The sequence below is a fragment of the Halpernia humi genome, assembly GCF_900108025.1.
Lineage (GTDB): Bacteria > Bacteroidota > Bacteroidia > Flavobacteriales > Weeksellaceae > Halpernia > Halpernia humi.
The window spans coordinates 125,859-151,935 of record NZ_FNUS01000001.1 but is presented as its reverse complement, the minus strand read 5'-3'; the positions used below and the strand labels follow the sequence as shown (position 1 = coordinate 151,935).

General features: G+C 31.1%; 26 protein-coding genes. 2 read left to right on the top strand and 24 right to left on the bottom strand.

What is annotated here, in order from left to right; all coding sequences use genetic code 11:
- The 18 genes from C4S29_RS00760 to C4S29_RS14705 form a co-directional block, all read right to left on the bottom strand.
- Positions 1–702 (bottom strand): VIT1/CCC1 transporter family protein, encoded by a 702-nt coding sequence (locus C4S29_RS00760; protein WP_103912218.1) that lies wholly within the window; start codon positions 700–702, stop codon positions 1–3.
- 382 nt (positions 703–1,084) lie between these two features.
- Entirely contained in the window at positions 1,085–2,473 is a 1,389-nt protein-coding gene (gene lpdA, locus C4S29_RS00755; protein WP_103912217.1) for a dihydrolipoyl dehydrogenase, read from the bottom strand.
- 482 nt (positions 2,474–2,955) lie between these two features.
- Positions 2,956–3,345 (bottom strand): hypothetical protein, encoded by a 390-nt coding sequence (locus C4S29_RS00745; RefSeq protein ID WP_103912215.1) that lies wholly within the window; start codon positions 3,343–3,345, stop codon positions 2,956–2,958.
- Positions 3,346–3,356: 11 nt separating this feature from the next.
- Positions 3,357–3,704 (bottom strand): hypothetical protein, encoded by a 348-nt coding sequence (locus C4S29_RS00740; RefSeq protein WP_103912214.1) that lies wholly within the window; start codon positions 3,702–3,704, stop codon positions 3,357–3,359.
- A gap of 79 nt (positions 3,705–3,783) precedes the next feature.
- On the bottom strand, positions 3,784–4,287 hold the full coding sequence (locus tag C4S29_RS00735; RefSeq protein ID WP_103912213.1) for a GbsR/MarR family transcriptional regulator: 504 nt from the start codon (positions 4,285–4,287) through the stop codon (positions 3,784–3,786).
- A gap of 122 nt (positions 4,288–4,409) precedes the next feature.
- Positions 4,410–5,327, bottom strand: coding sequence for a hypothetical protein (locus tag C4S29_RS00730; protein ID WP_103912212.1), 918 nt, complete (start codon positions 5,325–5,327; stop codon positions 4,410–4,412).
- 2 nt (positions 5,328–5,329) lie between these two features.
- Complete coding sequence (locus C4S29_RS00725; protein WP_233740453.1) at positions 5,330–6,604, bottom strand: ABC transporter permease; 1,275 nt, start codon at positions 6,602–6,604, stop codon at positions 5,330–5,332.
- A gap of 1 nt (position 6,605) precedes the next feature.
- On the bottom strand, positions 6,606–7,007 hold the full coding sequence (locus C4S29_RS00720) for a hypothetical protein (protein ID WP_103912211.1): 402 nt from the start codon (positions 7,005–7,007) through the stop codon (positions 6,606–6,608).
- Positions 7,008–7,010: 3 nt separating this feature from the next.
- Positions 7,011–7,379: a DUF6804 family protein gene (locus tag C4S29_RS00715; protein WP_103912210.1), complete on the bottom strand. Its 369-nt coding sequence runs from the start codon at positions 7,377–7,379 to the stop codon at positions 7,011–7,013.
- A gap of 1 nt (position 7,380) precedes the next feature.
- On the bottom strand, positions 7,381–7,914 hold the full coding sequence (locus C4S29_RS00710) for an SH3 domain-containing protein (RefSeq protein ID WP_103912209.1): 534 nt from the start codon (positions 7,912–7,914) through the stop codon (positions 7,381–7,383).
- A 2-nt stretch (positions 7,915–7,916) separates the two neighbouring features.
- On the bottom strand, positions 7,917–8,525 hold the full coding sequence (locus tag C4S29_RS14870) for a TM2 domain-containing protein (RefSeq protein WP_233740452.1): 609 nt from the start codon (positions 8,523–8,525) through the stop codon (positions 7,917–7,919).
- A complete protein-coding gene (locus C4S29_RS00700; RefSeq protein WP_103912208.1) occupies positions 8,525–9,589 on the bottom strand; it encodes a type I restriction endonuclease in 1,065 nt (354 codons plus the stop codon). The genes C4S29_RS14870 and C4S29_RS00700 overlap by 1 nt, the downstream gene beginning before the upstream one ends.
- Positions 9,590–9,598: 9 nt before the next feature.
- Positions 9,599–9,931 carry a YegP family protein gene (locus tag C4S29_RS00695; protein ID WP_103912207.1) on the bottom strand — a complete coding sequence of 111 codons (333 nt, stop codon included), beginning with the start codon at positions 9,929–9,931 and terminating at the stop codon, positions 9,599–9,601.
- Positions 9,932–9,941: 10 nt separating this feature from the next.
- Entirely contained in the window at positions 9,942–10,232 is a 291-nt protein-coding gene (locus C4S29_RS00690) for a hypothetical protein (protein WP_103912206.1), read from the bottom strand.
- A 5-nt stretch (positions 10,233–10,237) separates the two neighbouring features.
- Complete coding sequence (locus C4S29_RS14820) at positions 10,238–10,387, bottom strand: hypothetical protein (RefSeq protein WP_185116930.1); 150 nt, start codon at positions 10,385–10,387, stop codon at positions 10,238–10,240.
- 161 nt (positions 10,388–10,548) lie between these two features.
- On the bottom strand, positions 10,549–11,220 hold the full coding sequence (locus tag C4S29_RS00685; protein WP_103912205.1) for a response regulator: 672 nt from the start codon (positions 11,218–11,220) through the stop codon (positions 10,549–10,551).
- Between the two features lies 1 nt (position 11,221).
- The gene (locus C4S29_RS00680) at positions 11,222–12,925 is read right to left on the bottom strand and encodes a tetratricopeptide repeat-containing sensor histidine kinase (protein WP_103912204.1); all 1,704 of its coding nucleotides are present in this window, start codon (positions 12,923–12,925) and stop codon (positions 11,222–11,224) included.
- A gap of 48 nt (positions 12,926–12,973) precedes the next feature.
- Positions 12,974–13,141 (bottom strand): hypothetical protein, encoded by a 168-nt coding sequence (locus C4S29_RS14705; RefSeq protein WP_159969814.1) that lies wholly within the window; start codon positions 13,139–13,141, stop codon positions 12,974–12,976.
- 381 nt (positions 13,142–13,522) lie between these two features.
- On the opposite strand from C4S29_RS14705, the gene C4S29_RS00675 reads away from it, so the two are divergent.
- Positions 13,523–14,452 carry a hypothetical protein gene (locus C4S29_RS00675; RefSeq protein WP_103912203.1) on the top strand — a complete coding sequence of 310 codons (930 nt, stop codon included), beginning with the start codon at positions 13,523–13,525 and terminating at the stop codon, positions 14,450–14,452.
- Positions 14,453–14,516: 64 nt separating this feature from the next.
- Here the strand turns inward: C4S29_RS00675 and C4S29_RS00670 are convergent, their stop codons facing one another.
- The 4 genes from C4S29_RS00670 to C4S29_RS00645 all read right to left on the bottom strand — a co-directional run bounded on the left by C4S29_RS00670 (position 14,517) and on the right by C4S29_RS00645 (position 21,868).
- A complete protein-coding gene (locus tag C4S29_RS00670) occupies positions 14,517–16,925 on the bottom strand; it encodes a vWA domain-containing protein (protein WP_103912202.1) in 2,409 nt (802 codons plus the stop codon).
- A gap of 12 nt (positions 16,926–16,937) precedes the next feature.
- Complete coding sequence (locus tag C4S29_RS00665) at positions 16,938–17,459, bottom strand: RNA polymerase sigma factor (RefSeq protein WP_103912201.1); 522 nt, start codon at positions 17,457–17,459, stop codon at positions 16,938–16,940.
- Positions 17,460–17,765: 306 nt separating this feature from the next.
- Positions 17,766–20,198, bottom strand: a complete 2,433-nt coding sequence (locus tag C4S29_RS00660) for an alpha-ketoacid dehydrogenase subunit alpha/beta (RefSeq protein ID WP_103912200.1) — start codon at positions 20,196–20,198, stop codon at positions 17,766–17,768.
- Positions 20,199–21,676: 1,478 nt separating this feature from the next.
- Positions 21,677–21,868 carry a hypothetical protein gene (locus tag C4S29_RS00645; RefSeq protein ID WP_103912197.1) on the bottom strand — a complete coding sequence of 64 codons (192 nt, stop codon included), beginning with the start codon at positions 21,866–21,868 and terminating at the stop codon, positions 21,677–21,679.
- A 231-nt stretch (positions 21,869–22,099) separates the two neighbouring features.
- Here C4S29_RS00645 and C4S29_RS00640 point away from each other — a divergent pair, with 231 nt between their 5' ends.
- The gene (locus C4S29_RS00640) at positions 22,100–23,824 is read left to right on the top strand and encodes a helix-turn-helix domain-containing protein (protein WP_103912196.1); all 1,725 of its coding nucleotides are present in this window, start codon (positions 22,100–22,102) and stop codon (positions 23,822–23,824) included.
- 36 nt (positions 23,825–23,860) lie between these two features.
- On the opposite strand, the gene C4S29_RS00635 is transcribed toward C4S29_RS00640, so the two are convergent.
- Positions 23,861–24,400: a DUF1697 domain-containing protein gene (locus C4S29_RS00635; RefSeq protein WP_103912195.1), complete on the bottom strand. Its 540-nt coding sequence runs from the start codon at positions 24,398–24,400 to the stop codon at positions 23,861–23,863.
- 273 nt (positions 24,401–24,673) lie between these two features.
- Positions 24,674–25,987, bottom strand: a complete 1,314-nt coding sequence (gene ahcY, locus C4S29_RS00630; RefSeq protein ID WP_103912194.1) for an adenosylhomocysteinase — start codon at positions 25,985–25,987, stop codon at positions 24,674–24,676.
- Between the last annotated feature and the right edge of the window lie 90 nt (positions 25,988–26,077).

Genomic DNA, 26,077 nt, shown 5'->3' with positions numbered 1-26,077 from the left:
TTAACCAACGTTTACTCCAAAAATATAACCTGCAAATGCAGAAGCAAGCATGGCTAAAGTACCCCAAATAACTATTCTTAATACCGCATTTAATATATGTGAACCACCGCCACGAGCGGACAAATACCCCAAAACTGCTAAAAATAACAGAGCAAAACCATACTGGTAATACATCATGTGATTTAAAGGAATAAAAATACTTACTAAAAGTGGTAAAATTCCACCAGCGGTAAAAGCGGCACCACTGGCAAAGGCTGCTTGAAAAGGCTGCGCTTTCATAATTTCATTAATGCCCAATTCATCTCGCGCGTGTGCACCCAAAGCATCGTGATCGTGTAATTGTTGTGCAACTTGAAGAGAAAGATCTTCTGTTAACCCTCTTTTTTGGTAAATTTTTGCCAATTCTCGCATTTCCAATTCTGGCATTTCTTCTAACTCTTTGGCTTCTCTTTTTAAATCCGCGTTTTCAATATCTGCTTGAGAACTTACTGAAACGAATTCTCCCGCTGCCATTGCAAAAACGCCAGCAACCAAACCAGCCAATGAGGCCAAAACTAAAATTTCCCTAGATGAACCTGCTGCTGCAACGCCAACTGCAATACTTGCAACAGATAAAATCCCATCATTTGCACCCAATACAGCCGCACGAATCCAGTTACTTCGGTTGATGAAATGATCTTCGAATTGTATTTCTTCTTTCATTTTTAGTTTTTTATTTATTTTAATGTCAAATGCAATCGCTTAATCTTCGTATGTGTTTGAGTTTTTCAATAATGGCGATTTCATTTTTAGTTTTTTATTTTTTTAATGGCAAATGCAATCGCCTAAAACTTCATTTTTTTCAAAATTGTTAATGACGTTTTTCAAGATGTAAATTTATAAAAAGGGATTTGCAATTGTAGAGTTTGGCTTAATAATTTTTGCCTAAATTTTGTAAACAGATTGTGCTGATTACTTTCAATAAAGAAAAAAAATCTGCGCTCTTTACTAAATTTGCGGGAAAAATTTACTCGCAGATTTAATAACTGACGCAGATTAAAATTTTATAAAAAGCAGTTGAAAAACCACTTGTTTATTTAATATTTTAAATGTGTATAACTTCACCGTAAGCGGCGGCAACTGCTTCTGTCATTGCCTCGGATAAAGTTGGGTGCGGATGAATGGCTTTTAATAATGCATGGCCAGTTGTTTCTAATTTTCTGGCAACAACCGCTTCTGCAATCATTTCTGTAACACCAGTTCCAATCATGTGGCAACCTAAAAATTCGCCATATTTGGCATCAAAAATTACTTTTATAAAACCTTCTGTATCACCGTTTGCAGTGGCTTTTCCATTAGCAGAAAAAGGAAATTTTCCTACTTTTAATTCGTAACCTTTCTCTTTGGCTTGTTTTTCAGTCATACCAACACTTGCCACTTCTGGATGACAGTACGTACAACCTGGGATATTTCCATAATCAATCGCTTCAACGTGCAAACCTTTAATTTTTTCTACACAAGTAATTCCCTCTGCACTTGCAACGTGCGCCAAAGCCTGCGTTGGAAGCAAATCGCCGATCGCGTAATAGCCAGGAACTGAGGTTTCATACCATTCATTAACCAAAACTTTACCTCTTTCAGTTTTAATACCAACTTCTTCAAAACCTTGGCCTTCAAGATTGGAAGCAATTCCGACGGCAGAAAGTAAAATATCTGCTTCTAAAGTGATATTGCCTTTTTCAGTTTTTACATTAGCTTTAACGCCATTTCCAGAAGTATCGATTGATTCTACGGAAGAGTTTAGCATTATGTCGATGCCAGATTTTTTTAAAGATTTTTCTAATTGTTTTGAAACCTCTTCATCTTCTACAGGCACTACATTTGGCATAAATTCTACAATAGTCACTTTAGTTCCGATTGAATTATAAAAATCTGCAAACTCGACACCAATTGCGCCAGAACCCACAACAATCATAGATTTGGGTTGCTCTGGAAGTGTCATTGCTTGTCTATAGCCAATTACTTTTACGCCATCTTGTGGAATATTCGGTAATTCTCTGGATCTTGCGCCAGTTGCTAAAATGATATTATTTGCAGAATATTCGGTGGATTTTCCGTCTTTATCTGTTACGTTTACTTTTTTGCCTTTTGCGATTTTTGCAGTTCCAAAAATAACGTCGATTTTATTTTTTTTCATTAAAAACTCGATGCCTTTGCTCATTTTATTGGCAACGCCTCTACTTCTTTTGATGATGTTTGGAAACTCAAAACTGGCTTCCACTTTATTTAAACCAAATTCTTCGGCGTGGTTGATATAGTGAAAAACTTGCCCCGATTTTAATAGTGCTTTTGTAGGAATACAGCCCCAATTAAGGCAAATTCCACCTAAATTTTCGCGTTCAATAATTGCAGTTTTAAAACCCAATTGTGCCGCTCTAATTGCTGCAACATAACCTCCAGGACCGCTTCCAATAACAATAATATCGTAATTCATGTTTTGTAAAAATTTTAGGCAAATTTAGTGAAATTTTATCATTTTTTAGAATTGGAACTTAACTTTAATTCTTTAATAATGTAGAAACCAGAAAAAGTATAATATAAACTAATAAGCAAACTAAAAACAATAAGATAAAATTTGAAAAAATAATTTTCAACATCGAAGATTGCTCCTAAAATATATAAACTTGCCAAGTAAAAAATGATAATAAAAAAATAGTATTTCATCCAATTACTTTTAACAGTAAATACTCTAACGAGAAAACCTATAAAATTAGAAAAAGCAAGAATTAATAAAATATAAAGTAATATAAAAAATGGATTATGATTAAAATTTATTGCGTACCAAATGCTACAAGCAATTAGAATCAATATTTGAATGACTATTTCCACTTTCAGAATTTTAAGTTTCATAACTAAAGATTTAAAAATTGCGATTTGTCTCGCTTTTTATTTTTGAAAATAAAGAACATAACTATATTAAATATTAGAGTTTTCATTTGTTTCAATTTTAAGATTTGGTTTTAAAGCGTGCTTTCTGCCTTTCATAAATAGTAGTAAATTTAAAAGCATCATAATTCCCAAATATATTGAGAAGCCACCGAGTTTTTCGCTTAAACTGACAATTAAATCTTCACTCGTTTCAATTGGATAAAACTCTACAATTTTTAATGCAAAACCAATGTTTAGGAGATAAAAACCAATTTTAAAAAGTGAATTTGTAGCAAATGCGATGTCTTGTTTTTGATGAAAAATATCTAACATAAAGATTTTTCCATTTTTGAATAAAAGATTAGAAATCACAATCGTTAAAATTATAACAGTTGGCAAATAAATAAAATACGCTGAAAGATTGTAAGTTGCATTCATAATAATAATTTTTAAAGGTTAATTTTTTGCTTTTTTCGTGAAATATAAATGGTTAAAATATTGACAAAATGAAGAAAACAGAGAATAAATAAGATGTTTGAAAGTTTAATTGAAACGGTGTAAAATAAATGAGACCAATTTTCAATTTGAGGCCAAGAATTAACGGAAATAGCGATATAACCGAGATTTAGCAAATAATAGCCAACTAAAAGCAATTGATTAATAGAATGGCAAATCTGTTCATTTTCAACAAAATTTATAAGAAATATACTTCCAATTTTGTAGCATTTGTAACCGACGAAAACAGTAATATAAAAACTGATTGTGAGATAAATGATTAAAGATGAAATTTGAAACATTTTTATTATTTTAAATATTGAAGTTTCAGTAATTTTTGAAAGTATAATTGAAATAAAAAAGGAATTTCTTCCTTTCTTACTATTTCAGCAAATTGGTGATTTTTCCCACCAACCAATGGTCGTCGCTTTTTATGGCTAAATCCATGATGTTATTTATTTTATTGGTCACATTAGAAAAATCTTCCATTAGTTTTATAAACTCTTTGGCTTCGTCAGAATCATTTTCTTCTATTTCCTTTAAATCTTCCAAAAATTTTATAATGGGTTCTATTTCTCTTTTTCTGCGTTCTTTTGTGATTTGCTTGAAGAGAAACCAAACATCTTTGTCCGCAGAAAAAAATTCCTTACGCTCCCCTTTTATGATTTCTTTTTTCACGATTCCCCAATCCATCAACGCACGCAAATTCATATTCGCGTTTCCGCGGGAAATTTGTAGATGTTCCACCACTTCATCGGTTGACAAGGGATTTGGGCTTGACAAAAGCAAAGCATGAACTTGCGCCATGGTTCGATTAATTCCCCAATTGGTAGCAAAAGTGCCCCAAGTTTGGATGTATTTTTCTTTGGCTTCTGTAAGTTTCATCTATGTAAATTTTTAATTTCTTGTACAAAGATAATTAAATTTTCTAAACTTTCAATAATTTTTGAAAGTTTATTTTAAAGAAAAACAAGATTTTTTAGATCTTGCTATTTCTTTAATATTTATCAGCCAGATATTATCTTTTGAATCACCGGATCTAAATTGCTTGGTAAGTCTGCTTCTTTTAAATAAAACTTTTTTACACCCATACTTTTTAACCAATCTTTCCAATATAATTTAATGATATCACCTTCAAATGGGTTGTTTTTTGACGGGTTTATACCTAAAACAATCACTTCCAGATTTTCCAAATTTGAGTTTGCGGGAATTAGTCCTAATTTCTTTTCTTCAAAAGTTTTTTCAAAATCACTTCCCAAACCAAAACTTTTAATAAGTGCAGGTGTAAGATACGAACTTTTGTTGCCTTCCATAAATTTAGAATCTTTGTGATAAATATAGCCATCTGTGAGAATTACCAAAATATTTCTATGATTATCTTTAATACAATAATCTTTTACCTTATTTTTGAAAAATTTCCAAATATCAGAACCTACAAACTGTTTATTTTGCACAGCAATATTATAGATTTTTTCAGAATTTTTCTTGAAAATGGGTTCAATTTCTTCAAGTGTTTTCTTAGTTGTATTGTCTTTAGTAAAGGAAACTTTTAGGCTTTTTGCTAAAGAATTAATTTCCGTATCTTCGGGTTCAGGTTCGAAAAACACCTGCATTTGGTCATTCGTTTGTCGAATTGGTTTTTTGCTTAACGCTGTTTCAAAACTTTTACTAATTGTTTCAATGTAGCCTAAATCTCTTTGATAATATTCCATTGATGGATTTGGATATTTTTCCGGACTTATTCTATCGGATAAGTCAATTAAAATACTGATGTTTAAGTTTTTAGAAATTTGTTCAGAATCTATTTCAGTCTTTTGTATTTCGGAATCTGTTTTACCATTAGTTTTTGGCGGTTCATCTTTACCGCAATTTAGCAGAGAAAAAATCAATGACAAAAACAAAATATTTTTTACTATATTTTTCATTTTTAAGAGATTTTAGAATAAACAAGTTGTTGAAAGTCACCATCTAGAAGTCCAAGTCTTTGCAAATGATTATTGGCGACTTGTTCACATTTCTCAAGCAGTTCTTGTTTTTGGTCATGTGGCAAAGCGATTTCTCTTGAGATGGCTTGAAACCAGCCTTCTTTATATTGTGTATGATAATGAAGATATTTTTTTATAGGTAAAATAAATCCATCAATTTTACTTTGTAATTCTATAATTTTCCCTTTGATCTCTGACGATTTTTGTATGAGTTCATCTATTTTTTCAGAGATTTTGGTTTTATCTTCTATCAAACGTTTTAGTTCATCCTGCTTTGCATTGATGAATCCTTTAATTTTATCGATGTTTTCATATTCCTTCATCGTCAAATCGAAAACCAATCCCCAGATAAGATAAACTACAAATCCGGCAAAAATAATCATCCAAAATTCTGCTTCGCCCAATGCAATTTTTAAATTATACGGCGCGGAATCAATTGTTTTATTAAAATCATAAATTTTCTTCTCAATTTGATAAGCCAGTAAGGCATCAAACAAAAAAGTAACTAAAAACAGCGCCACCAATCTTGCAGAATTTTTAAAACCTTTTCCTTTGGTAATCATATGAATGATATAGCCCAATCCTAAAAATACAAATGGAATTGTGATGACTAAAACGCCTTCCAACCAACTTGCTTTCATTGCATTATTTAATGATTGGGCATCAAATATTGCGGCACTAAGACTGTCATTATCAAACACTTTGAACATCGCAGAGTAAGATGCGGAAATGTAAAAAACGAATAAGTAAATTGTAATAGGAAGTAACAAAATTAAACCTATAAAAAACTGCGCTTTTGGGCGGCGGGAAATATCAATGCCATAATTTCCGGGATTATTTTTAACATCAGCAATTTCTTTTTTTGCATCGTTGATCTTTCCGTCAATATTTTCTTGTTTTTCTTGTGCAAGTAAAATTGCAGTTTCAGTATTTTTTAATTCATTTTGGCTGCGGATTTTCTCTTCTTCGTAAGGTTTTTTTAAATTTTCCTGCTCTTCCTTTTGTTTCCTGCATTGCTCTTCAAAACTTTGATATACATTTTGAAGAGACGCGAGGAAATTCATAGGACTGCCCATAGAATTAACACAAGAATTAAATCCTGATTTATAATAAGTTACCCGCAATTGAACTTCATTTTCTTCTGAATTTGTTTCTTCAGAAACTTTTAATTCAGGTGTTTTTTTAACGGCAAAAAGTTGGTTGAGTTTTCCCATCATTTTAATTGTTTATTAGTTTTAAGACTTCTTCTTTTGGTAATTCCTTTTTTGCACAATCAATTAGGAAATCGCAGATTTCTGTAATATTCTCGTCTAAAAATTCAAATTTCTTGCAGTATTTTTTCAAGGTATTGTATTCGTCTTCAGTTATTTCTTTATCAATCCAGATCATTACCGCAAAATCATAAAGATATTCAATGCGCTTTTCTGCGGAATCTGGAATTCCCATTTGATGGACCGGGTTTGTTAAAATTTCATTTAATTGTGCTGTATCTATGCCCCGCTCTTCGGCGAATTTGTATAATAATTTCATTTCTAAGACATCGAAATTTTCATCTGCACAGGCAATTTGGTAAAGTCGTAGAAAATGACTTTTCAATTCAATTGAAATTGTGTTTTCCATAGTTTATTGTTTTGGTGGTATTATTTTATCGTGGGGTTTTATATTTTCTAAATTTTTATTTTTTGTATTTAATTTATCTTCTCTTTCAGGATTTTTGTTCTCATTAAAAACCACTAGAAATAAAATTCCGACCGCAATATCTGTGGGAATCCAGAAGGATTTTACATATAAATACACGGGAATAATAGGATTGAACAAAATAAGCACGAATAAAAAAAGATAGAAAAACAGGTTTTTTTCTTCGTAGTTTTTCAACAACATAATTCCTGCTCCCAATGAAACCAAAATCCGCAGAAAAGTGTAATACTCGATCGGTAGATTGAATACCGCAATAAAGCAAGATAATGCACAAATAAGGGAGAGGTTTTTCATTTCATCTCACGTTTTTATGAAACACAAAACCAACTGTTCCGGTTTTTTCTACTTTAATTTTCAACCAAGTTCCCAAGTTTTGAATGACAATCAGGCGCTCATTTTTGTGCACTTTCTCTACAATTCTGGCTTTTATTGAAGGGGCATTTCTAATGTTTGCAATTTCTGAAATTGTTGCAACCACCGCCATTTTTTCACCATTTGTGTAGTAGGTTTTGACAGGGTTGCTTTTCTTAGATTTTGCAACATTCCCCGACGAATAAAAGCCGTAAGAATTGGTAGATTTTTTTTGTTTTGTTTTTTTACTTTTTTTTGGTGCAGAGTAAAAACTCCTTCCTCTGGAACTTCCTGCACAAACGCCACAAGTTCCACCTGCAGAACAATGTGCGCATCTGGAACAATTGGAACACGCCGAACAATATGCTGAACCCGTGCATCTTCCGTTATGATCGTTCGAGGTTGTTTCTGCTTTTACGCAGGAATTAAGGAAAATAATTCCTAATGTGAGTGTGAGGTAGTAGATTACGTTTTTCATACTTACATATTATTATATTTCATATTAAATTTACTTTCAGACATAAAAGCCAAAATTAAAAATTCAAAAAAAGCAATAATTGCAGGGATGAATGTCCAGCAAAATAAAAGATAAATAACTCCCAATTTTGTTAGTCCTAAATAAAATTTATGAAAGCCAAACCCACCAAAGAATAATGCTAATAGAGTCGCCGTAATTTTATTTTTTTTTGTAGAATTAATGACAACTTGAGTTTTATTTCTATTTTTCAAATTATCAATTTCTTCAGAGGTTAAAGAAATGAGTTTTGCAATACAATCATAAGTTTTCACTAAGTGATTATTCGCGTTTGTAACTTCGTGAGATTCGTTAAAAGAACCCATTTTTCTTCTTATTTCTGTAGAAATTTCAGTTTTATTCTCATTGATGGAATTCAAATGAATATCTATGTAAACACCTAAACTTAAAAACTCATATGATTCATAAGTATATTGATTGAAGATTTCATTTGAAGAAAACAATTTGTATTTTGGATAAAGAAGTGAAATATTTTTGACACTCTCTCTAACTTTTTCAATTGGAAAATCAACTTGAAGTGATTTTTTTGGATTTGGTATTGCAAAAACTGCCATTATTCTGGTTTATAATTTTCTAAAGTTTTATGTAGTTCTTCTCTATAATTGTAGATTTCTTCCAGTCTGTTGAGCAGGAATTTTTCTCCGGCATCTTTTCCGTTGTGAAATATTTCCAAGTATTTATTGGACGTGTTAAAGTGAAATCTGCAAATTGGCTTTCGGTTATTGTTGTCCAAAAGAACCCCGAAATAAGATTGCGTATCTCTATCTGCAATTCTTTCTAATGAAATTTTCTCCCTCAAAATTGCTTTTATAACATAATATGCTTCGGTTTCTTCTTCTGTGGTGACGTTTTTGTGTTCTGTTTTTTCATCAATGGATAGCTCTTGTTTTTCAGATGCTATATTTTCATTAATGCTTAAAGCAGATTTGAGTCGAGAATTTATAGATTCATTAATAGAAACACTTAATGCTCTTTTTGCATATTCTTTAAAAGCAATCATTCGGTTTGCGGTTAAAGGTTTGTCGAAAAATTTATTTACCAGTAATTTTACCATTTCATCCGAAGGATTTTCTATTTCTTTTTCAAATTCATTGCGAATGGCTTTTATATATTTCATGGCTTCCGCAGAATCTAAAATACTTTCTAAATTAAATTCAGATTTGGTGAAATTTTCCAGAATTTTTATGCCGCTGTCTTTTAAATCTTCCAGATTTATGGTAAGAAATGGTTTATCATCCATAATATTGGGCTTCTCCAAATCGGTGAAAAAATTATAGACAATACCATTAGTAAGAACTCCAAACCTTGCCTTGGAAACATGATAATACCTATGAAGTTGAGAATTGTGAGCCGTTGCATTTTCTTTCCAAGATTTACATTCGATAATTAAAATCGGCTCATTATCTTTTTTAATTAGATAATCTACTTTCTCGCCTTTTTTCGTTCCAATATCTGCAATGTATTCCGGAATTACTTCTGTAGGATTAAAAATATCATATCCCAAAATCTGAATAAAAGGCAAAACGAAAGCGTTTTTTGTGGCTTCTTCCGTTTGTATTTGGTCTTTCAGTCCGTTTACTCTTTGGTGAAGTTGTTCCAGTTTTATTTTGAGTTCCATGTTTTTTAGTTAAATGGTTTCGTCTATAGTTTCAGCATTTGGCGCATTTTCTTTTACGGAATCTATTCCTTTTTCCATGCTTTGTTTTGTAGAGTACATTTGGCTTTTCCCAATTGGTTCTCCGTTTCCTGCCTTTAATAAAAAGTAATAAGAATTATTTACTGCAATTTTTCTTTCAAATTGAGAATCAATTTGTGAATTAACCCTCACTGAACTAATTCCGTTTGTACATCCTGATTTTGATTTATATCCTTGACTGGTCAAAATAATTTCCCCGTTTCCTGCTTTTAGATTAAACTGATATTCATCATTTACTCTTTTTGTGATTACAAATTTTCCCATGGTTATTTATTTAAAATTTGCTTTTGTTCCAATTATCATTAATCCAAGTTTTAATGTTTTCTTGACTATGAATATTGTGAGGGACTTCCTCTCTAATCATTTTTTCTATTTTTATTGCTGAACTTTTATTTTTAAAATTCGATATTTCTGAAAGTTTATTTACAAAATATAGAATCTCATATCCTTCCTTTCTACTCAATAAAGAACGATCTGGTTCACCTGAAATTTTTGGATCATCATTTTTTAGAATTGTCCATGAATAATCTTTGTAATAAAGATCTGACCTATTTATAACTCCCATAATTCTTAATTTTTGCAACCCTTTTTATCACAAGTAATACTTTTAGAAGTATCTTCCCAATGATCTTTGTGCTCATTTGTGTCGGTTCCACATCCTGTAGTTCCGCCTTTTTGTCCTTTATGAACAATTCCTGTTGGTGTATGTTCTACTGCCATAAATAAATTTTTAATTGGTTAATATTCCCCAAATATAAAACCCAAAAATTTTACTACCTTACGATAAACCGTAAAGCCAAAATATTTTTTTTTCGTACAACAAAAACCCTTTCAGTATTTGAAACACTGAAAGGGTTGATGATAAAAAGTTGAAAAGAGATTTAAAGCACGCCCAAATCTTTGCAAATTGCAATGAGCTGCTCGTTATTTTTTGCTTGAAAAGTTACTTTTAACTGGCTAATTATTTTTTCTATTGAACTCAAACTATTGGGTTTTATGTTTTTTTGCTTTAGATATTGGGGAACGTCTTTTTGAAAAACACCTTCAGAAAGCAATTTTAGCAAATTATATTGAACTGTTGTCAATTCTATAGCATGATTTTTCCTAATATGGACAAGGTTTTCTTGAGATAAATATTTTTGATCTTTATAAATTGTGTTGATTGCTTTTTTCAAATCTTTCACATCCATTCGGCCTTTGCTCACAAATCCATTAATTTTTAAATCGTCAAATAGAAATCTAATTTTTTGTGCTCTTTTCTCGCCCGAAAAGACAAGAATTTTTAAATCTGGAGAAATACTTCTAATTTCTGAAATTAATTGTTTTCCCGATTTCAAGTTTTGAATTTTGTAATCTGGCACGAAAGAAAGATCAGTGATGAGCAAATCATAAGGATCATTTTCTGCCATGCTTTTTTTAAAAAGTTCAAAAGCAGCATCACAATAATAAACAAAATCTGCGTCTTCTTCGCTGATTTTTAGGTCTTTTAAGGCTTTTTGCACAGAAATACTTGCACTTTCAAAATCTTCTACGACTAATATTTTTTTAAACATTTTATATAAATTTTTGAGGAAAAGAAATCATAATTTTTGTTCCCTTTTCTATTGTTTCGTCAAAAGTAAGACTTCCATCGCAAGAAACAATACGGTTTTCCATATTTTTTAAACCATTTTTTTTCTGAATGCTTTCTCCGAAACCAATTCCATCATCAGAATAAATTATAACTAACTGATTTTCATTTTTTTCAAACTCTAATCTTATTTTTTTTGCTTGGCTGTGTTTTTTCATATTTACCAAAAGTTCTTGCAAAATCACTAATAGTTCCGATTTCACTTTTGATGAAATTTGCTTCCACATTTCTTCTTCATTTCCTATTATGACAGATTTTAAAACATTTGAAGTAAAACTTTCCACTAAATTTGAAATTTTAGATTTATATTTAGGTTTAAAGTTTTCACTTGCATTTTCGTAGGAAATATCTCTAGATTTTTCGTAGAGTTTTTCTAATTTATTTAAGATTTTTTCCTTGTTGAATTCTCTGGTGTTTTCTATTTCAGACATTACTTGATAAACGCCGTTAGAAACTACATCATGCACTTTTTTAGAATATCTAAGTTCAGTATTTTTTACTTCTAATTCTTTTTCTTGAAGAAGAAGTTCTTTTTCTTGTTTTACCCTTTTTCGTCTTTTTTCAAACCAGATAAAACTGATGATTATCGCTAGAAAAGCCAATCCTAAAGCAACATTTCTTACGAGTAATTGATAATTTTTTTTTGTGTTTTCTGCCTGAGATTTCAATAAATCTGCACGATTTTTTTCTGATTCATAACGCACCAAAGCAAACTGATTCTTGGCTTTATTTCTGGCGGTTTGCATACTGTCATTTAGTTTTAGATAAATCCTGAAATATTTTTTAGAATTTGCTGTACTTTCTAAATTTACCAATTTTTGCAAGGCTTCAATTTCATCATCCGGGCTTTTCAGTTGGCCTGCAATCTCATACATTTTATGCGCGTGAAAAAGCGATTTTTCTGGATTTTTTTCTTTAAAATAATCCGCCAAATGGGCGTGGCTTGCATTTTGTCCCCATAAGTCATTTTCTTTTTCACGGATTTTTAATGCTTTGTTAAGTTCTGGTTCGGCGTTATAGTTTTTATTTTGAAGAAATTTCGTGAAAGCAAGATTGTCTATTATTTTAGATTTAATTTTTTTATCTTGATTTGTAAGTTTCAAATTTAAAAGACTTTCAAAAATTTCAATAGATTTTTTGTAATCCTTTAATTTTGAATAGGCTACAGCAATATTATTCTGAATTTTAATTTTTTCTAAAGAATCTTTTGAAACTTTTAAGGCTTTTTCATACCAAATTAATGCGGTTTTATAATCTTCAAGATTATTTCTAGAAATCGCAATTGCATTATATACCGAAACAATATAATCTTTATCTTTTGTTTCATTGAAATATTTTAATGCTTGAGTAGAAGATTCATCACTACCAAAATAATCGCCTTCATTTGATTGAATAATTGCAGCATTCATTAAAGATTTTCCAGCTCCAACTTTATCATTAATTTTATCAAATTCTAGTTTTGCTAAATTGAAATAATAAAAAGCAGAATCATTATTTTTTTTAAAGGATAATAAGTCCCATGCTTTTTCATAATTCAAATTAGATGAAACAATAGAAGTTACATTTTTTTCTTCACATGAAAATAAAATAATGCAAATTATAGGAAGAAAACGAATATTGTAATTCACTTTTTTTTATCAAAGATAAAAAAAGAGGCTTAAATAAGCCTCTTTTTCCTATTTTTTAGGTAGCTGCTCCGTTTCTCCGCCGGTGTCAGTTGGTGCATCACTGTTTTGAGAATCATTTGTTTGCGTAATCACCGTTTGATCTGAGTTTGTGTTTTGTGTATTTGCATCAGAATTAGGTGTTGCTAATCCTAATAATATTAAAATAATTTGTAACATTTTTGTAAAATTTTAAGTTTAAATATTTCTGTAGTTGCCCAAAAACACAGGTCTTTAGGTAGGGCTACGGTTAAAAGAAATAAGAAGCGCTTCTTAAAATTTTGGGAAGAAATAACCTTCAAAAACGGAAGCGAGAAATCTGCTTCCCAAACCAGAGATTTTGCCTCCGCTTTATCGGGTTATTTTTGAAATCAGTTTTTTTACTTTGTTTTTGTAATAGTTTGTTTATCACTGATTTCTGGAACAAATGTAGAGCAAGAACCAGAGTGAGTGTTAGAAATAATTTGGAAAGTTTTTGGAAATTTGAAACAACCAGAAATATGTAAAACTTTAAAAATAGTTTCTAAAAAATTTCTACTTTTAAGGTAAATTCCCAAGCCGATGTCACAATTACTACAACTAAAAAGAAAATTAATTTCTGAAGTCTATGAAAAAGCCAAAAATAACACTGCTGAAACTTCGTTCAGTGGCATTTTAAAGGATTTAGAACTAACTTTGCGGGAAGATTTTAATATCCAATTGAGTTATAAAAGTTTTGAAACCTATTATAAATTTTTAATTGAAAAAGATGAAGATTATAATATAAAACCACTTATTTTAAACGATTTAAGCGAATTTCTTGGCTTTGAAAATTTTAAAAATTTTTGTGAAAAAAATCCGATTCCAAATCAATCTTCTAGTGTAAAAGTAACAATTGACGGAAAGCAAGAAAGTTCTACATCTAAAAATTTTTCCGATATCATTATTAATATTACAAACAGTCCGATTTTTACATTTCCAGAATTTGTTTCACGTCATAAAAACAGTTTTGGCCTTGTTGGGATTCTTTTTATTTTGGGCTTTTTTGCAAAGAAATACGATTTTTTTCAAGACAATGAAGCCATTGAACAGAAAAAAATTATAGATAGCAGCAAAATTAAAAATGCTACAAATGAAGCAAATAAATCAACGATTTCAATTCCGCAAACTATCGTCTATATGCCTAGTTCTAATAATAAAACTTCTAAAGAAAAAATACTTATTACAAAAAAAGAAAAAGAATGTATGTATTGGAACGGCGAAAAATATATTCCTGTTTTTTGCGATGAAAATAAAGCAGGATTTCACATCGAACAGTTAGATCAAGACAAATTAAAATTAATCAAAATCACACAAACAGATACTTTAACCGCTAAAAATGCATTAGGAAAAGTTTGGTATGACAAAACAAGTAATAAGGTAGAATTTTTCACACATTACGGAAAAAATCCCGAAAACGGAAAATCTTTGAAAGAAGTCACAAAATATATTTTAGAAAAATATGTAAAATAGTATTTTAATTTAATTGTAAATTTTAATAAAAAAGCAGACCTAAAAAAGTCTGCTTTTAAATGCGCTATTTTATTGTGTTATAACTTTCAACCAATCTGACAAATTCCGCACGATAGCCGTCTTCATCTTTGTTTAAGCCTTGTTTTGCGAGATTTATAATTTCATCTAAGTTTTTATCTTTAATGTATTTTGAATCTCGAAGCACCAAACCAAACCAACTTACTGCACTTGCAAATTTGAAGTCTTCTGAAGTTTTTGCAAAATTTGTTGCAGAATTCTTTACAATTTGTTGCATTTCAACACTTTTATCTTCATCTGGTTTTTTGTAGCGCAATTTTATGGTTGCCAATTCATCACCGAAATTTTGAGAATTTTCTTTTGTGTTTGTATATTTTAAAGGAATTTCTTTTACATCAAATTCAGAATTTACACCAACTGGAATTATTTCATATAAAGCAGTTACGGTGTGTCCGCTTCCCAATTCTCCCGCATCTTTTTTATCATCAATAAAATCTTCGTTATTTAATTTTCTATTTTCGTAGCCTATCAATCGGTAAGATTTCACGTACTTTGGGTTAAATTCAATTTGGATTTTCACATCTTTTGCAATCGCATACATACTTCCGGCAAATTCTTTTCCTAAAAATTTATTGGCTTCTTGCATATTATCAATGTAGGCGTAACTTCCGTTTCCTTTGTCAGCAAGTGTTTCCAAAGTATTGTCTTTATAATTTCCCATTCCAAAACCAAGACAGGTTAAGAAAACGCCGGATTTTCTTTTTTCCTCAATTAAAGTTCCTAGATCTTTGGTGGAAGAAGTTCCCACATTAAAATCGCCATCTGTTGCAATAATTACACGATTATTTCCATTTTTAATGAAATTTTCCTGGGCTAATTTGTAGGCTAATTCTATTCCAGCGCCACCTGCAGTGCTTCCACCCGCTTGCAAATTATCTAGAGCGGCAATAATTTTTTCTTTATTTTTTACCGAAGTTGGCTCTAAAACCATTCCGGCATTTCCTGCGTAAACGACGATTCCTACTTTATCTTCAGGTTTCATTTTATCTAATAACACTTTAAAAGAAGATTTTAAAAGTGGTAATTTATTGGCAGAACTCATAGAACCAGAAACATCAATTAAAAAAACAATATTAGAATTTGGCAATTTTTCTAAAGGAATATTTTTTCCTTGCAAACCAATTTTCAATAATTTATGTTGCGGATTCCAAGCGGCATCGCTGTATTCTGTATTGACGCTAAATGGCTTATTATCGGTCGGTTGCGGATAATAATATTTAAAATAATTTAGCATTTCCTCAATTCTTACGGCATTTTTATCTACTTTTTGTCCGTTATTAATCATTCTTCTAATGTTGGAATAAGCGGCATTATCAACATCAATTGAAAACGTAGATAGCGGTTCGTTTTTCGCGGATTCGAAAGGATTTTCTATAAACGCGTCGTATTCTTCGTTGTTTTGGACAGGAATGTTTTTATTAATTTTTAATTCTTTAATTTTTTGCTTTTCTTCTTTTGTTAGATTTTTTGTTTTAATTAAAATGACGCCGTTCAAACCTCGACTTCCGTATAAAGCAGTTGCCGAAGCATCTTTTAAAACCGAAATGTATTTTATTTTATTCGGATTTATATTATTTAGATCGTTTTCAGACATTAGATTACCATCAACAACAATTAGAGGTTTACTGGAATCATTTAATGACTTGACGCCCCTAATAATTAAATTAGGATTAGAACCAGGATTTCCAACCGAAGGATTAATTTCTAAACCTGCCACTTTCCCTTGAAGTGCACTTTTGACGTTGTAATTTGGCGCATTTTGTAGTTGCGAAGACGGATTTGTTGTTGCGTAACCCAAAGATTTTTGTTCTCTTTTTATTCCCATTGCAGTAACAATCACTCCGTCAATATTATTCCGACTTGCATTTTTCTCTGCTTTTATTCTACTTTCAGAATAGGCAATTTTAGACTTTTCGGCTATTTCTATTTCTTTATTTTTTGCTTCGTAAGCAAGATTTTCATTTTCTTGAGGAACAGAAGGTTGAATTATTTCAGGATTTTTCGTCGCCGTTGGAACTTGCATAGCAATAACATTGGTTTTTTCCACTGCTTTTTCTTTTGCAATATTTGATTTTATAGTTTCGTCAATTTTCCGATTTTCTGGATTTTCAATTGGTTTTTCAACTGGAAAATCTTTGTTGACGGCGATTTGTAATTTTTCTGTTTCCACAGAATTTTTAGAATTAAAGTAAAAAATTCCTGAACCAATTAATAAACTCGCCGCAATTCCATAAGGCAGCCAAATCGGCAAAATTCTTCTTTTAGTTTCTTTTTGATCTAATTTTTCTTCTATTTTATTCCAGATATTTTCAAATTCTGGCGTGTTTAATTTTTCATCTGAAGCGTCGCTTGCTTCACTGAATTTTTTATCTATATTTTCGAAATTATTTTCCATTTTTTTCCTTTTTTAAAAATTTTGTTGATGAAGCATTTCTTGTAATTTCTTACGGGCAAAATTGAGTTGAGATTTTGAAGTTCCTTCACTTATAGAAAGCATTGATGCAATTTCTTTGTGCGGATAACCTTCAATAGCGAAAAGATTAAAAATTGTTTTGCAACCTTCTGGTAGAAAATTCAGCAATTTTAGAATGTCTTTTTCTAAAGAAAAAATCAGGTTTTCTTCAGAAGAAATTTTTACGGCATTTCCTTCATCTAAAGAATAATGGAATTGTTCTTTTTTGCGTAATTTCTGCAAACATTCATTAACAGTGATTTTTCTTGCCCAGGCTTCAAAGGTTTTCAGATCTTTTACCTGGTCCATTTTCGTGAAAATAATATAAAAAGTATCGGCCAAAACTTCTTCTATATCTTCGGAATTCTTCAAATAGCGCTTGCAAACCGAATTCAGTTGATGCGCCATTTCTTCGTAAACCTGCCGTTGCGCATTTCGGCTTTTACGTTTGCATTCTAATAATAATTGTTCATCCATAAGAATTTGCTCTTTAATAATATAGATGCAAAAGGTTTAAAAAAGGTTGGAAAAATAAAAAAAGACTTAAAATGAATTAAGTCTTTTAAAGGTAATAAAAAAATTAATGGCGAAATTGAAACGTTGAAATTTCACCATTAAGAATTATGAAGGAATTAAGTTTATTAAGGTTTGGAAAATATTAAATTTTTCCTGTTTTAATGACAACGGAATTACATACACGCTTTCGCAGCCCGACTTGAACGGAAATCCCCGCCGCGGCGGGATTGGGAGTGGAAGGCGGATTAAGCTGCCCAAATAAAACTTTTAATAAATTTTTGGAAATTTTTCAGGATTTACTTCATTAAAAACATTGTAAACGGTTTCTATCATGTCATCAACAGAAGGTTTACTGAAATAGTCGCCATCGGTTCCATAAGCCGGACGGTGATTTTTTGCCGTTAAAGTAACAGGTTCAGAATCTAAATATTTAAAGGCTTTTTGAACTTCTAAAATTTGTTGCAAAATAAACGCCGAAGCGCCACCTTCAACATCTTCATCAATAATTACCAAACGATTTGTTTTTTGTAGACTTTTTTTAATGTCTTGGCTTAAATCAAAAGGAATTAGAGACTGAGCATCAATTACTTCGGCAGAAATTCCTAATTTTTCTAATTGTTCTGCGGCTTCCATCACCAATCGCCAAGTGGAACCGTAAGTGACTAAAGTAACGTCTTTTCCTTCTTTTGTAATTTCTACTTTCCCGACAGGCAAAGTAAATTCACCAATATTGTCTGGTTGTTTTTCTTTTAATCTGTAACCGTTTAAAGGTTCTATTATGATACAAGGTTCATCACTTTGCAACATCGTGTTGTAAAAACCGGCTGCTTTTGTTAAATTTCTTGGCGTTAAAACTAAAATTCCTTTGCAAAGATTTAAAATTCCGGCCATTGGCGAACCAGAATGCCAAATTCCTTCTAATCTGTGACCGCGCGTTCTGATAATAACCGGTGCTTTTTGTCCGCCTCTTGTTCTATATTGAACGGTTGCTAAATCATCGCTCATGCCTTGCAAACAGTACAAAACATAATCTAAATATTGTATTTCTGCAATTGGCCGTAAACCGCGCATTGCCAAACCAATTCCTTGTCCAAGAATTGTGGCTTCACGAATTCCGGTATCGGCAATTCTTATCTCGCCATATTTTTCTTGTAAACCTTCTAATCCTTGGTTTACATCGCCAATATTTCCGGCATCTTCACCAAAAACTATTGTTTCTGGGTATTTTTCAAAAATTTTATCAAAATTATTTCTTACCACTACTCTGCCATCTACAGTTTCAGAAGAATCTGAATATATAGGTGAAATTTCTTTCACGTTGGCGGCTTTCCATTTTGATTGTGAATATAAATGTGAGGAGTAATTATCTTGCTCTATTTCCCTAATTTCAGAATATTTTGCTAATAAATTATTTCGAATTTCACTATTAGAATTTCTAGTTACCAACAAAACCTGACGAACCAAATGGAAAATATCTTTTTTGGCTTTACCAATTTTTTTATCATAATTCTGGAGTAATATCGCGATTTCAGAATTTTCCAGACTCAAATTTTTTATTAAAGGAATGATTTTATTTTCAATATCTGAAAGCGTTTTCTGATAATTTTCCCAAGCCTTTTTTTGGCCATCTTTTACTATTTTTTTACATTCTTTGTCAATTAAATCTAATTCTTCACTCGTTACTAAAAGCACATCTTCGTTTTCAATTTCTATGGAATAATTAAGAATCCATTCTTTAAATTTTAATAAACAGTCGTAATCTGTTTCCCATTTCAAGCGCGTTTCATTTTTGTAACGCTCGTGCGAACCAGAAGTTGAATGACCTTGCGGCTGCGTTACTTCAATCACATGAACCAAAACCGGAACAGATTCTGTGCGAGCAAAATGTTCTGCCTTTGCATAAGCATCTAGAAGTGCGGGATAATCCCACGCTTTTACCTGAATAATTTCGCACCCTTGTTTTTCCCCTTCTTTTCTTTGGAAACCAGCAAGCATTTCAGAAATATCCGCTTTTGCCCTTTGGTATTCTGTGGGAACAGAAATGCCATAACCATCGTCCCAAATAGAAATTACCATCGGCACTTGCAAAGCACAGGCGGCATTTAAGGTTTCAAAAAAATGTCCTTCCGCAGTAGAAGCATCGCCAATTGTCCCGAAGGCGACTTCTTGCCCATTTTTAGAAAATTTATCCGAACCTTCAAATTTTATATTATTATAAATTTTAGAAGCAAGAGCCAGGCCTAATAATCGTGGCATTTGCCCTGCTGTAGGAGATATATCAGCGGAAATATTTTTCATTTCTGTTAAATTTTTCCAACTTCCATCTTCGTTCAAACTTCTTGTTGCATAATGGCCATTCATCTGCCGTCCAGCGGAAGCAGGTTCTCTCTCAAAATTAGTATCTGCGTAAAGTTGCGCAAAGAAACTTTCTACAGAAACCGAATTAATTGCTAATGCAAATGTTTGATCTCTGTAATACCCAGATCGAAAGTCTCCATTTTTAAACACTTTCGCCATTGCAAGTTGCGGCAATTCTTTGCCATCGCCAAAAATGCCAAATTTTGCTTTTCCAGTTAAGACTTCTCTTCTGCCTAATAATGACATTTCTCGGGAAATTCTTCCCAGTTTATAATCTTCTAGAATATTATTTTTAAAATCTTCAAAAGAAATTTGCTGTGTTTCAATATAGGTATTTTGCATTTTGATGGGCGATTTTTACAAAGATAATTAATTGCCAAACAATATTAAAATTTAACATTTAACAGAAATTTATATTTGCAAATTTTTATCTGCGCATAGATAGTATTTAATTTGTAAATATTTTTTAACGATGAGAGAAAAATCACCACATATTCTTAATGCATCTTCTAATCTATTGGGATTCTGCTTATTGATTATTACTTCCCTAAAAATTACAAAAACTGATAATACAACTTATTTAGATGAATTTGCAGGCGTTGCTGCATTATGTTTTACGTTGAGTTGTATTTTTTCTTTTATGTCGATTAGAACCAAGAATAGTAGATTTAAGATTATATATGAAACAATTGCCGATTTTCTTTTTTTCGGTGCATTAATATGTATTTTTTTGGCAGTAAGTATGTTATTTCTAAAATTATTTCCAAACACGATTCCTAAATAATAAAAAAATCTCTTGTGCGAAATGCACAAGAGATCAAACACAATTGATGAAAAAAAAATAACTTGATTTAGGATGAACCTAAACTTTTCCATCTTTTAAAAAACCTCTTCCGAACCGTTAAAAGAACGGAAGAGGTCAACACAATTGATGAAAAAAAATAACTTGATTTAGGATGAACCTAAACTTTTTCATCTTTTAAAAAACCTCTTCCGAACCGTTAAAAGAACGGAAGAGGTCAACACAATTGATGAAAAAAAATAACTTGATTTAGGATGAACCTAAACTTTTCCATCTTTTAAAAAACCTCTTCCGAACCGTTAAAAGAACGGAAGAGGTCAACACAATTGATGAAAAAAAATAACTTGATTTAGGATGAACCTAAACTTTTCCATCTTTTAAAAAACCTCTTCCGAACCGTTAAAAGAACGGAAGAGATCAACACAATTGATGAAAAAAAATAACTTGATTTAGGATAAACCTAAATATTTCCATCCTTTAAAAAAACCTCTTCCGAACCGTTAAAAGAACGGAAGAGATCAACACAATTGATGAAAAAAAATAACTTGATTTTAGGATAAACCTAAACTTTCCCATCTTTTAAAAAACCTCTTCCGAACCGTTAAAAGAACGGAAGAGATCAACACAATTGATGAAAAAAAATATTTTGACTTAAAAGTGATTAATTTTAAAATAACACTTTTAATTTCTAAATTTAGTCTCTTGGTGGTTTTGTTGGATCTCCATCAACTGCAGATGAATTAAATGATACATAATTTGGTGTATGATTAAATGCTGTTGAAGTATTGGATTTTAAATTGTTGTGTGCAGTATTATCAGATTGAGAAATACTAACAGTTAAAGATAAAGTAACTAGTGCGATGCTGAAGTAAAAAAAGTTTTTCATAATAAAGATTTTTTTTGGTAAAAAACCTCTTCCGAACCGTTATAAGAACGGAAGAGATCAACACAATTGATGAAAATAAATATTTGGATTTAAAAGTGATTAATTGTAAAATAACACTTTTAATTTGTAAATTTAGTCTCTTGGTGGTTTTGTTGGATCTCCATCAACTGCAGATGAATTAAATGATACATAATTTGGTGTATGATTAAATGCTGTTGAAGTATTGGATTTTAAATTGTTGTGCGCAGTATTTTCAGATTGAGAAATACTAACAGTTAAAGATAAAGTAACTAGTGCGATGCTGAAGTAAAAAAAGTTTTTCATAATAAAGATTTTTAATTGTGTGTGTAAATTTTGTTTTAATGACAAGTCAAATGTATAAACTTTAATAATCCTCTACAACTTGCCTACCCGTTTGTAACACGGAAATCTTAAAAAATTACACGAAAATCAAAAAAAATCACGTAAATTTTTCAAAAAAAAGCACTAATATTGCAAAAAATAATTAACATTTCTATTTGGCTTAAATCTCAAAGGATTGATTAGCAACATTTTATGAAAAAATTTATATTTTTATATTTTTCATTATTATTTTTCTGCCTTTTTAGTAATGTTGCGGCGCAAAACCGCAGGCCGGAAAGTCTTTCTTATAAGAAAATCGAAGAAAAAATAGATCAATTACATTCAGATTCCATAAAAATGTGGAAGATGATAGATTTTTATATTAAAAAATCAAAGAAAGATCGCAACTATGAAGCACAAATATATGCGTATCGGTATTCTACCACTTACTCCAAATATCCCAGAAATATCGCTTTTGCAGATAGTGCTTTAGAAGTAGCAAAAAAAAGTGGCAAAGATGACCTTCTCAGTAGTGCTTACATAAACAGAGGGAAAACTTGGATGGATGAAAAAAGGTATCAAAAATCTTTAGATGATATGTTGCAAGCCATTAAATATTCAAATAAAATAGGAGATAATTATACGACCTACAAAACAAGATACTTTATAGCACAAAACAAAATATATTTGGGTTTGTACGATGAAGCGATAGAAGAACTAAAACCTTGCATAATATTTTTTAAGAATAACATCAATAATAATAGTTTAGGAAAAGATTATGAGATGTTTTATATGTATTCTTTGATGAGTTATATTGATACGAATTCAAAAATTTACCATCAAAAAGAAAATAAACCTTTGCTTGCCGAAGCGTTTGATTATATTAAAAAAAATAATCTTCCGCAGTATCTACCCTATTTTGTAGCGTCTGACGGAATAAATTCTTTCTATGCAAAAAACTATAAAATTGCAATTGAAAAATTAAACAAAGCCCTTGCTCTTTATAATGATAAGCGTTTTCATTACACAGAAACATTCTATTTAGGAATGTCTAATTGGCAATTGGGTAATAAAGAAAAAGCAGTTCGCTATTTTAAATTAATAGACGCGCAATACACTAAAAATGGCAAGTTAGATCCCCATTTTCGACCTACTTATGAGTATCTTATAAAATATTATAAAGCGGCCGGCTCCAAAGATTTACAATTGGTTTATGTAAATAAATTGATGGAATTAGATCGTAATTACGAAAAAAATTACAAATACCTTTATACCACAATTAATAAAGAATACGATACAAAGAAACTTCAACAAGAGAAAAGCCAACTTGAAAATTCTTTGCAAAAACAACGGATTTTTTATGCTGCTTTTTTCTTAATCGCGCTTTTTGGCGGGTTATTTTTTGTTTACCGCTATTTAAAATTAAAAAAACAGTACCGCGAGAAATTTGAAAACATTATACATCCCGAGCTACATCAAACTAATAAAAGTGAAAATTTAAAGTTTTATTCTCCTTTGCCACCTGCTGATGCAGAAGAAATTTATTATGATAATGTCCCCGGCATCAATCCGCAGATTGTAGAGCATATCGTGATGCAATTAGAAAATTTAGAGAAAGAAAAATTATATTTAGATCCACAACTTTCACAAAAGTCTTTGAGCGAGTCTATCGGAACGAATTCTACCTACCTTTCTAAAATCATCAATGTTTATAAAAACAAAAATTTCAACCATTACATCAATGATTTGCGGATGGATTATCTCTTAACACAACTCAAAACTAAAAGAAAATATTTGAATAAAGACGTAAACCAATTAGCCGTACTTTCGGGTTTCAATAGCACGGAGAGTTTTAGTAAAAATTTTCAGCGGAAATTTGAAATGAAACCTAGCGTCTTTATAAAACTGATGAAAGAAAATGCAAAAAACAGCGCATAACTAACGACATAACTTTAGTGAAAGTTCGCAAAAATTTCAGTTTATTTTTGCTATAATTTTCTCAATCGTGTTAATATTTCTAGAAGTTAAGGAAGTTTTCAAAGATTGGTTTCCCAATATTTTACCAAAATCTGAATTTAAAGTTTCGCCTTTCGGCACTTTCCAATAAAAATTCTGCTTCACAATTTCTGCTTTTTCAAACCGTAATTTTTTAGATTTTTTAAATTTTTCTAATAATTCTACTTCTAAAAATGGCAACGTTATAAAACAATAAATATGGTGATTTTCCTCTTTTATAAACGGATTATTGGCGTAAATATTTTCGATTTCTGATATAGTTTTAATAAAAATATGGGCTTTATAATTAAAATATTTCGATAAAGCACTTTCAAGTTTTATCTTCAAAATTTCGGTTTCTTCTTGAGATTTAAAAATAATATTTCCCGTCGCCAGAACTGAAGTTACATCTGAAGCACCACAACTTTTAAAAACATTGCAGACTTCTTGCATTTTCATTCGATTTCCGTTAACGTTTACACCGCGTAGAAATGCGCAATGTCTTTCATTGATGCTCATGTTTTAATATTAATTTATTTAAAGTCCGTCTATTTTTTATTTTAAAAAGAATCAAATCTTCAAAATTTTATTAATTCTAATTTGAGACGCTTTTTATTAATTTTAAAAAAATTTAGTAATCGAATTCAGATTATAAGGTAATAATAAAATTTTAAAGAAAAAATTAAGAATTAGTAAAAAAAAACCGTCTCTTAAAGGAGACGGCTTTACTTGAACTATTAAAATCACGCTCACGCGAATTTTAATGAGCCATAAGCTGAATTTCTAACAAAATTAATATCTGTAATAATCTGGTTTGAATGGTCCCGAAACTTCAACACCAATATATTTTGCTTGTTCTTCTGTTAAAGTTTCTAACTCGATACCTAATTTCTCAAGGTGAAGTTGAGCCACTTTTTCATCTAAATGTTTTGGTAACATATACACTTCATTTCCGTAGGCTTCAGAATTAGTCCAAAGTTCTATTTGTGCTAAAGTTTGGTTAGCGAATGAGTTACTCATCACAAAACTTGGGTGACCTGTTGCGCAACCTAAATTCACCAATCTGCCTTCTGCAAGAATAATAATATCGTTTCCGTTCACATTATAAAGATCAACTTGTGGTTTGATTTCAGTTTTTGTGTCACCGAAATTTCCGTTTAACCATGCCATATCCAATTCATTATCAAAATGCCCGATGTTACAAACAACCGTTTTATCTTTCATTTTTTCGAAATGTTTGCCTTGCACGATGTTGTAATTTCCTGTAGTAGTAATTACAATATCAGCATTACCAACAACGCTGTCTAATTTTTTTACTTCAAAACCGTCCATTGCTGCTTGCAGCGCGCAAATTGGGTCGATTTCTGTAACCGTCACAATTGAACCTGCACCTTTGAAAGAAGCGGCAGTTCCTTTACCAACGTCGCCATATCCGCAAACTACTACTCTTTTCCCAGCCAACATTAAATCTGTTGCTCTTCTGATTGCATCTACTGCAGATTCTCTACAACCATATTTGTTATCAAATTTAGATTTAGTAACGGAATCATTTACATTAATCGCAGGCATAACCAAAGTTCCGTTTGCCATTCTTTCGTACAATCTGTGAACTCCAGTTGTGGTTTCTTCAGAAAGTCCTTTTATTCCTGCTGTTAACTCTGGATAATGATCAAAAACCAAATTGGTTAAATCACCACCATCATCAAGAATCATATTTAATGGTTTTCTGTCTTCACCAAAAAATACAGTTTGCTCTATACACCAATTAAATTCCTCTTCTGAAAGACCTTTCCAAGCGTAAACTGGGATTCCAGCAGCGGCAATTGCAGCAGCAGCATGGTCTTGCGTAGAAAAAATATTACAAGAACTCCAAGTAACTTCTGCTCCCAAAGCAACCAAGGTTTCAATTAAAACTGCGGTTTGAATCGTCATGTGAAGACAACCTGCTATTCTCGCCCCTTTCAAAGGTTGAGATGGACCATATTCTTTTCGAATTGCCATTAAACCTGGCATTTCTGCTTCTGCTAAAGTAATTTCTTTTCGTCCCCAATCTGCTAAACTAATGTCCTTAACTTTATAAGGCAAATAAGTGGTTTGTGTATTCATTAAAATATTTTATTTATAATTAAGTGCAAATTTACGAACTAATAATTTCACAGCCAAAATTAGTCGTACATTATTACAAAATCTTACTAT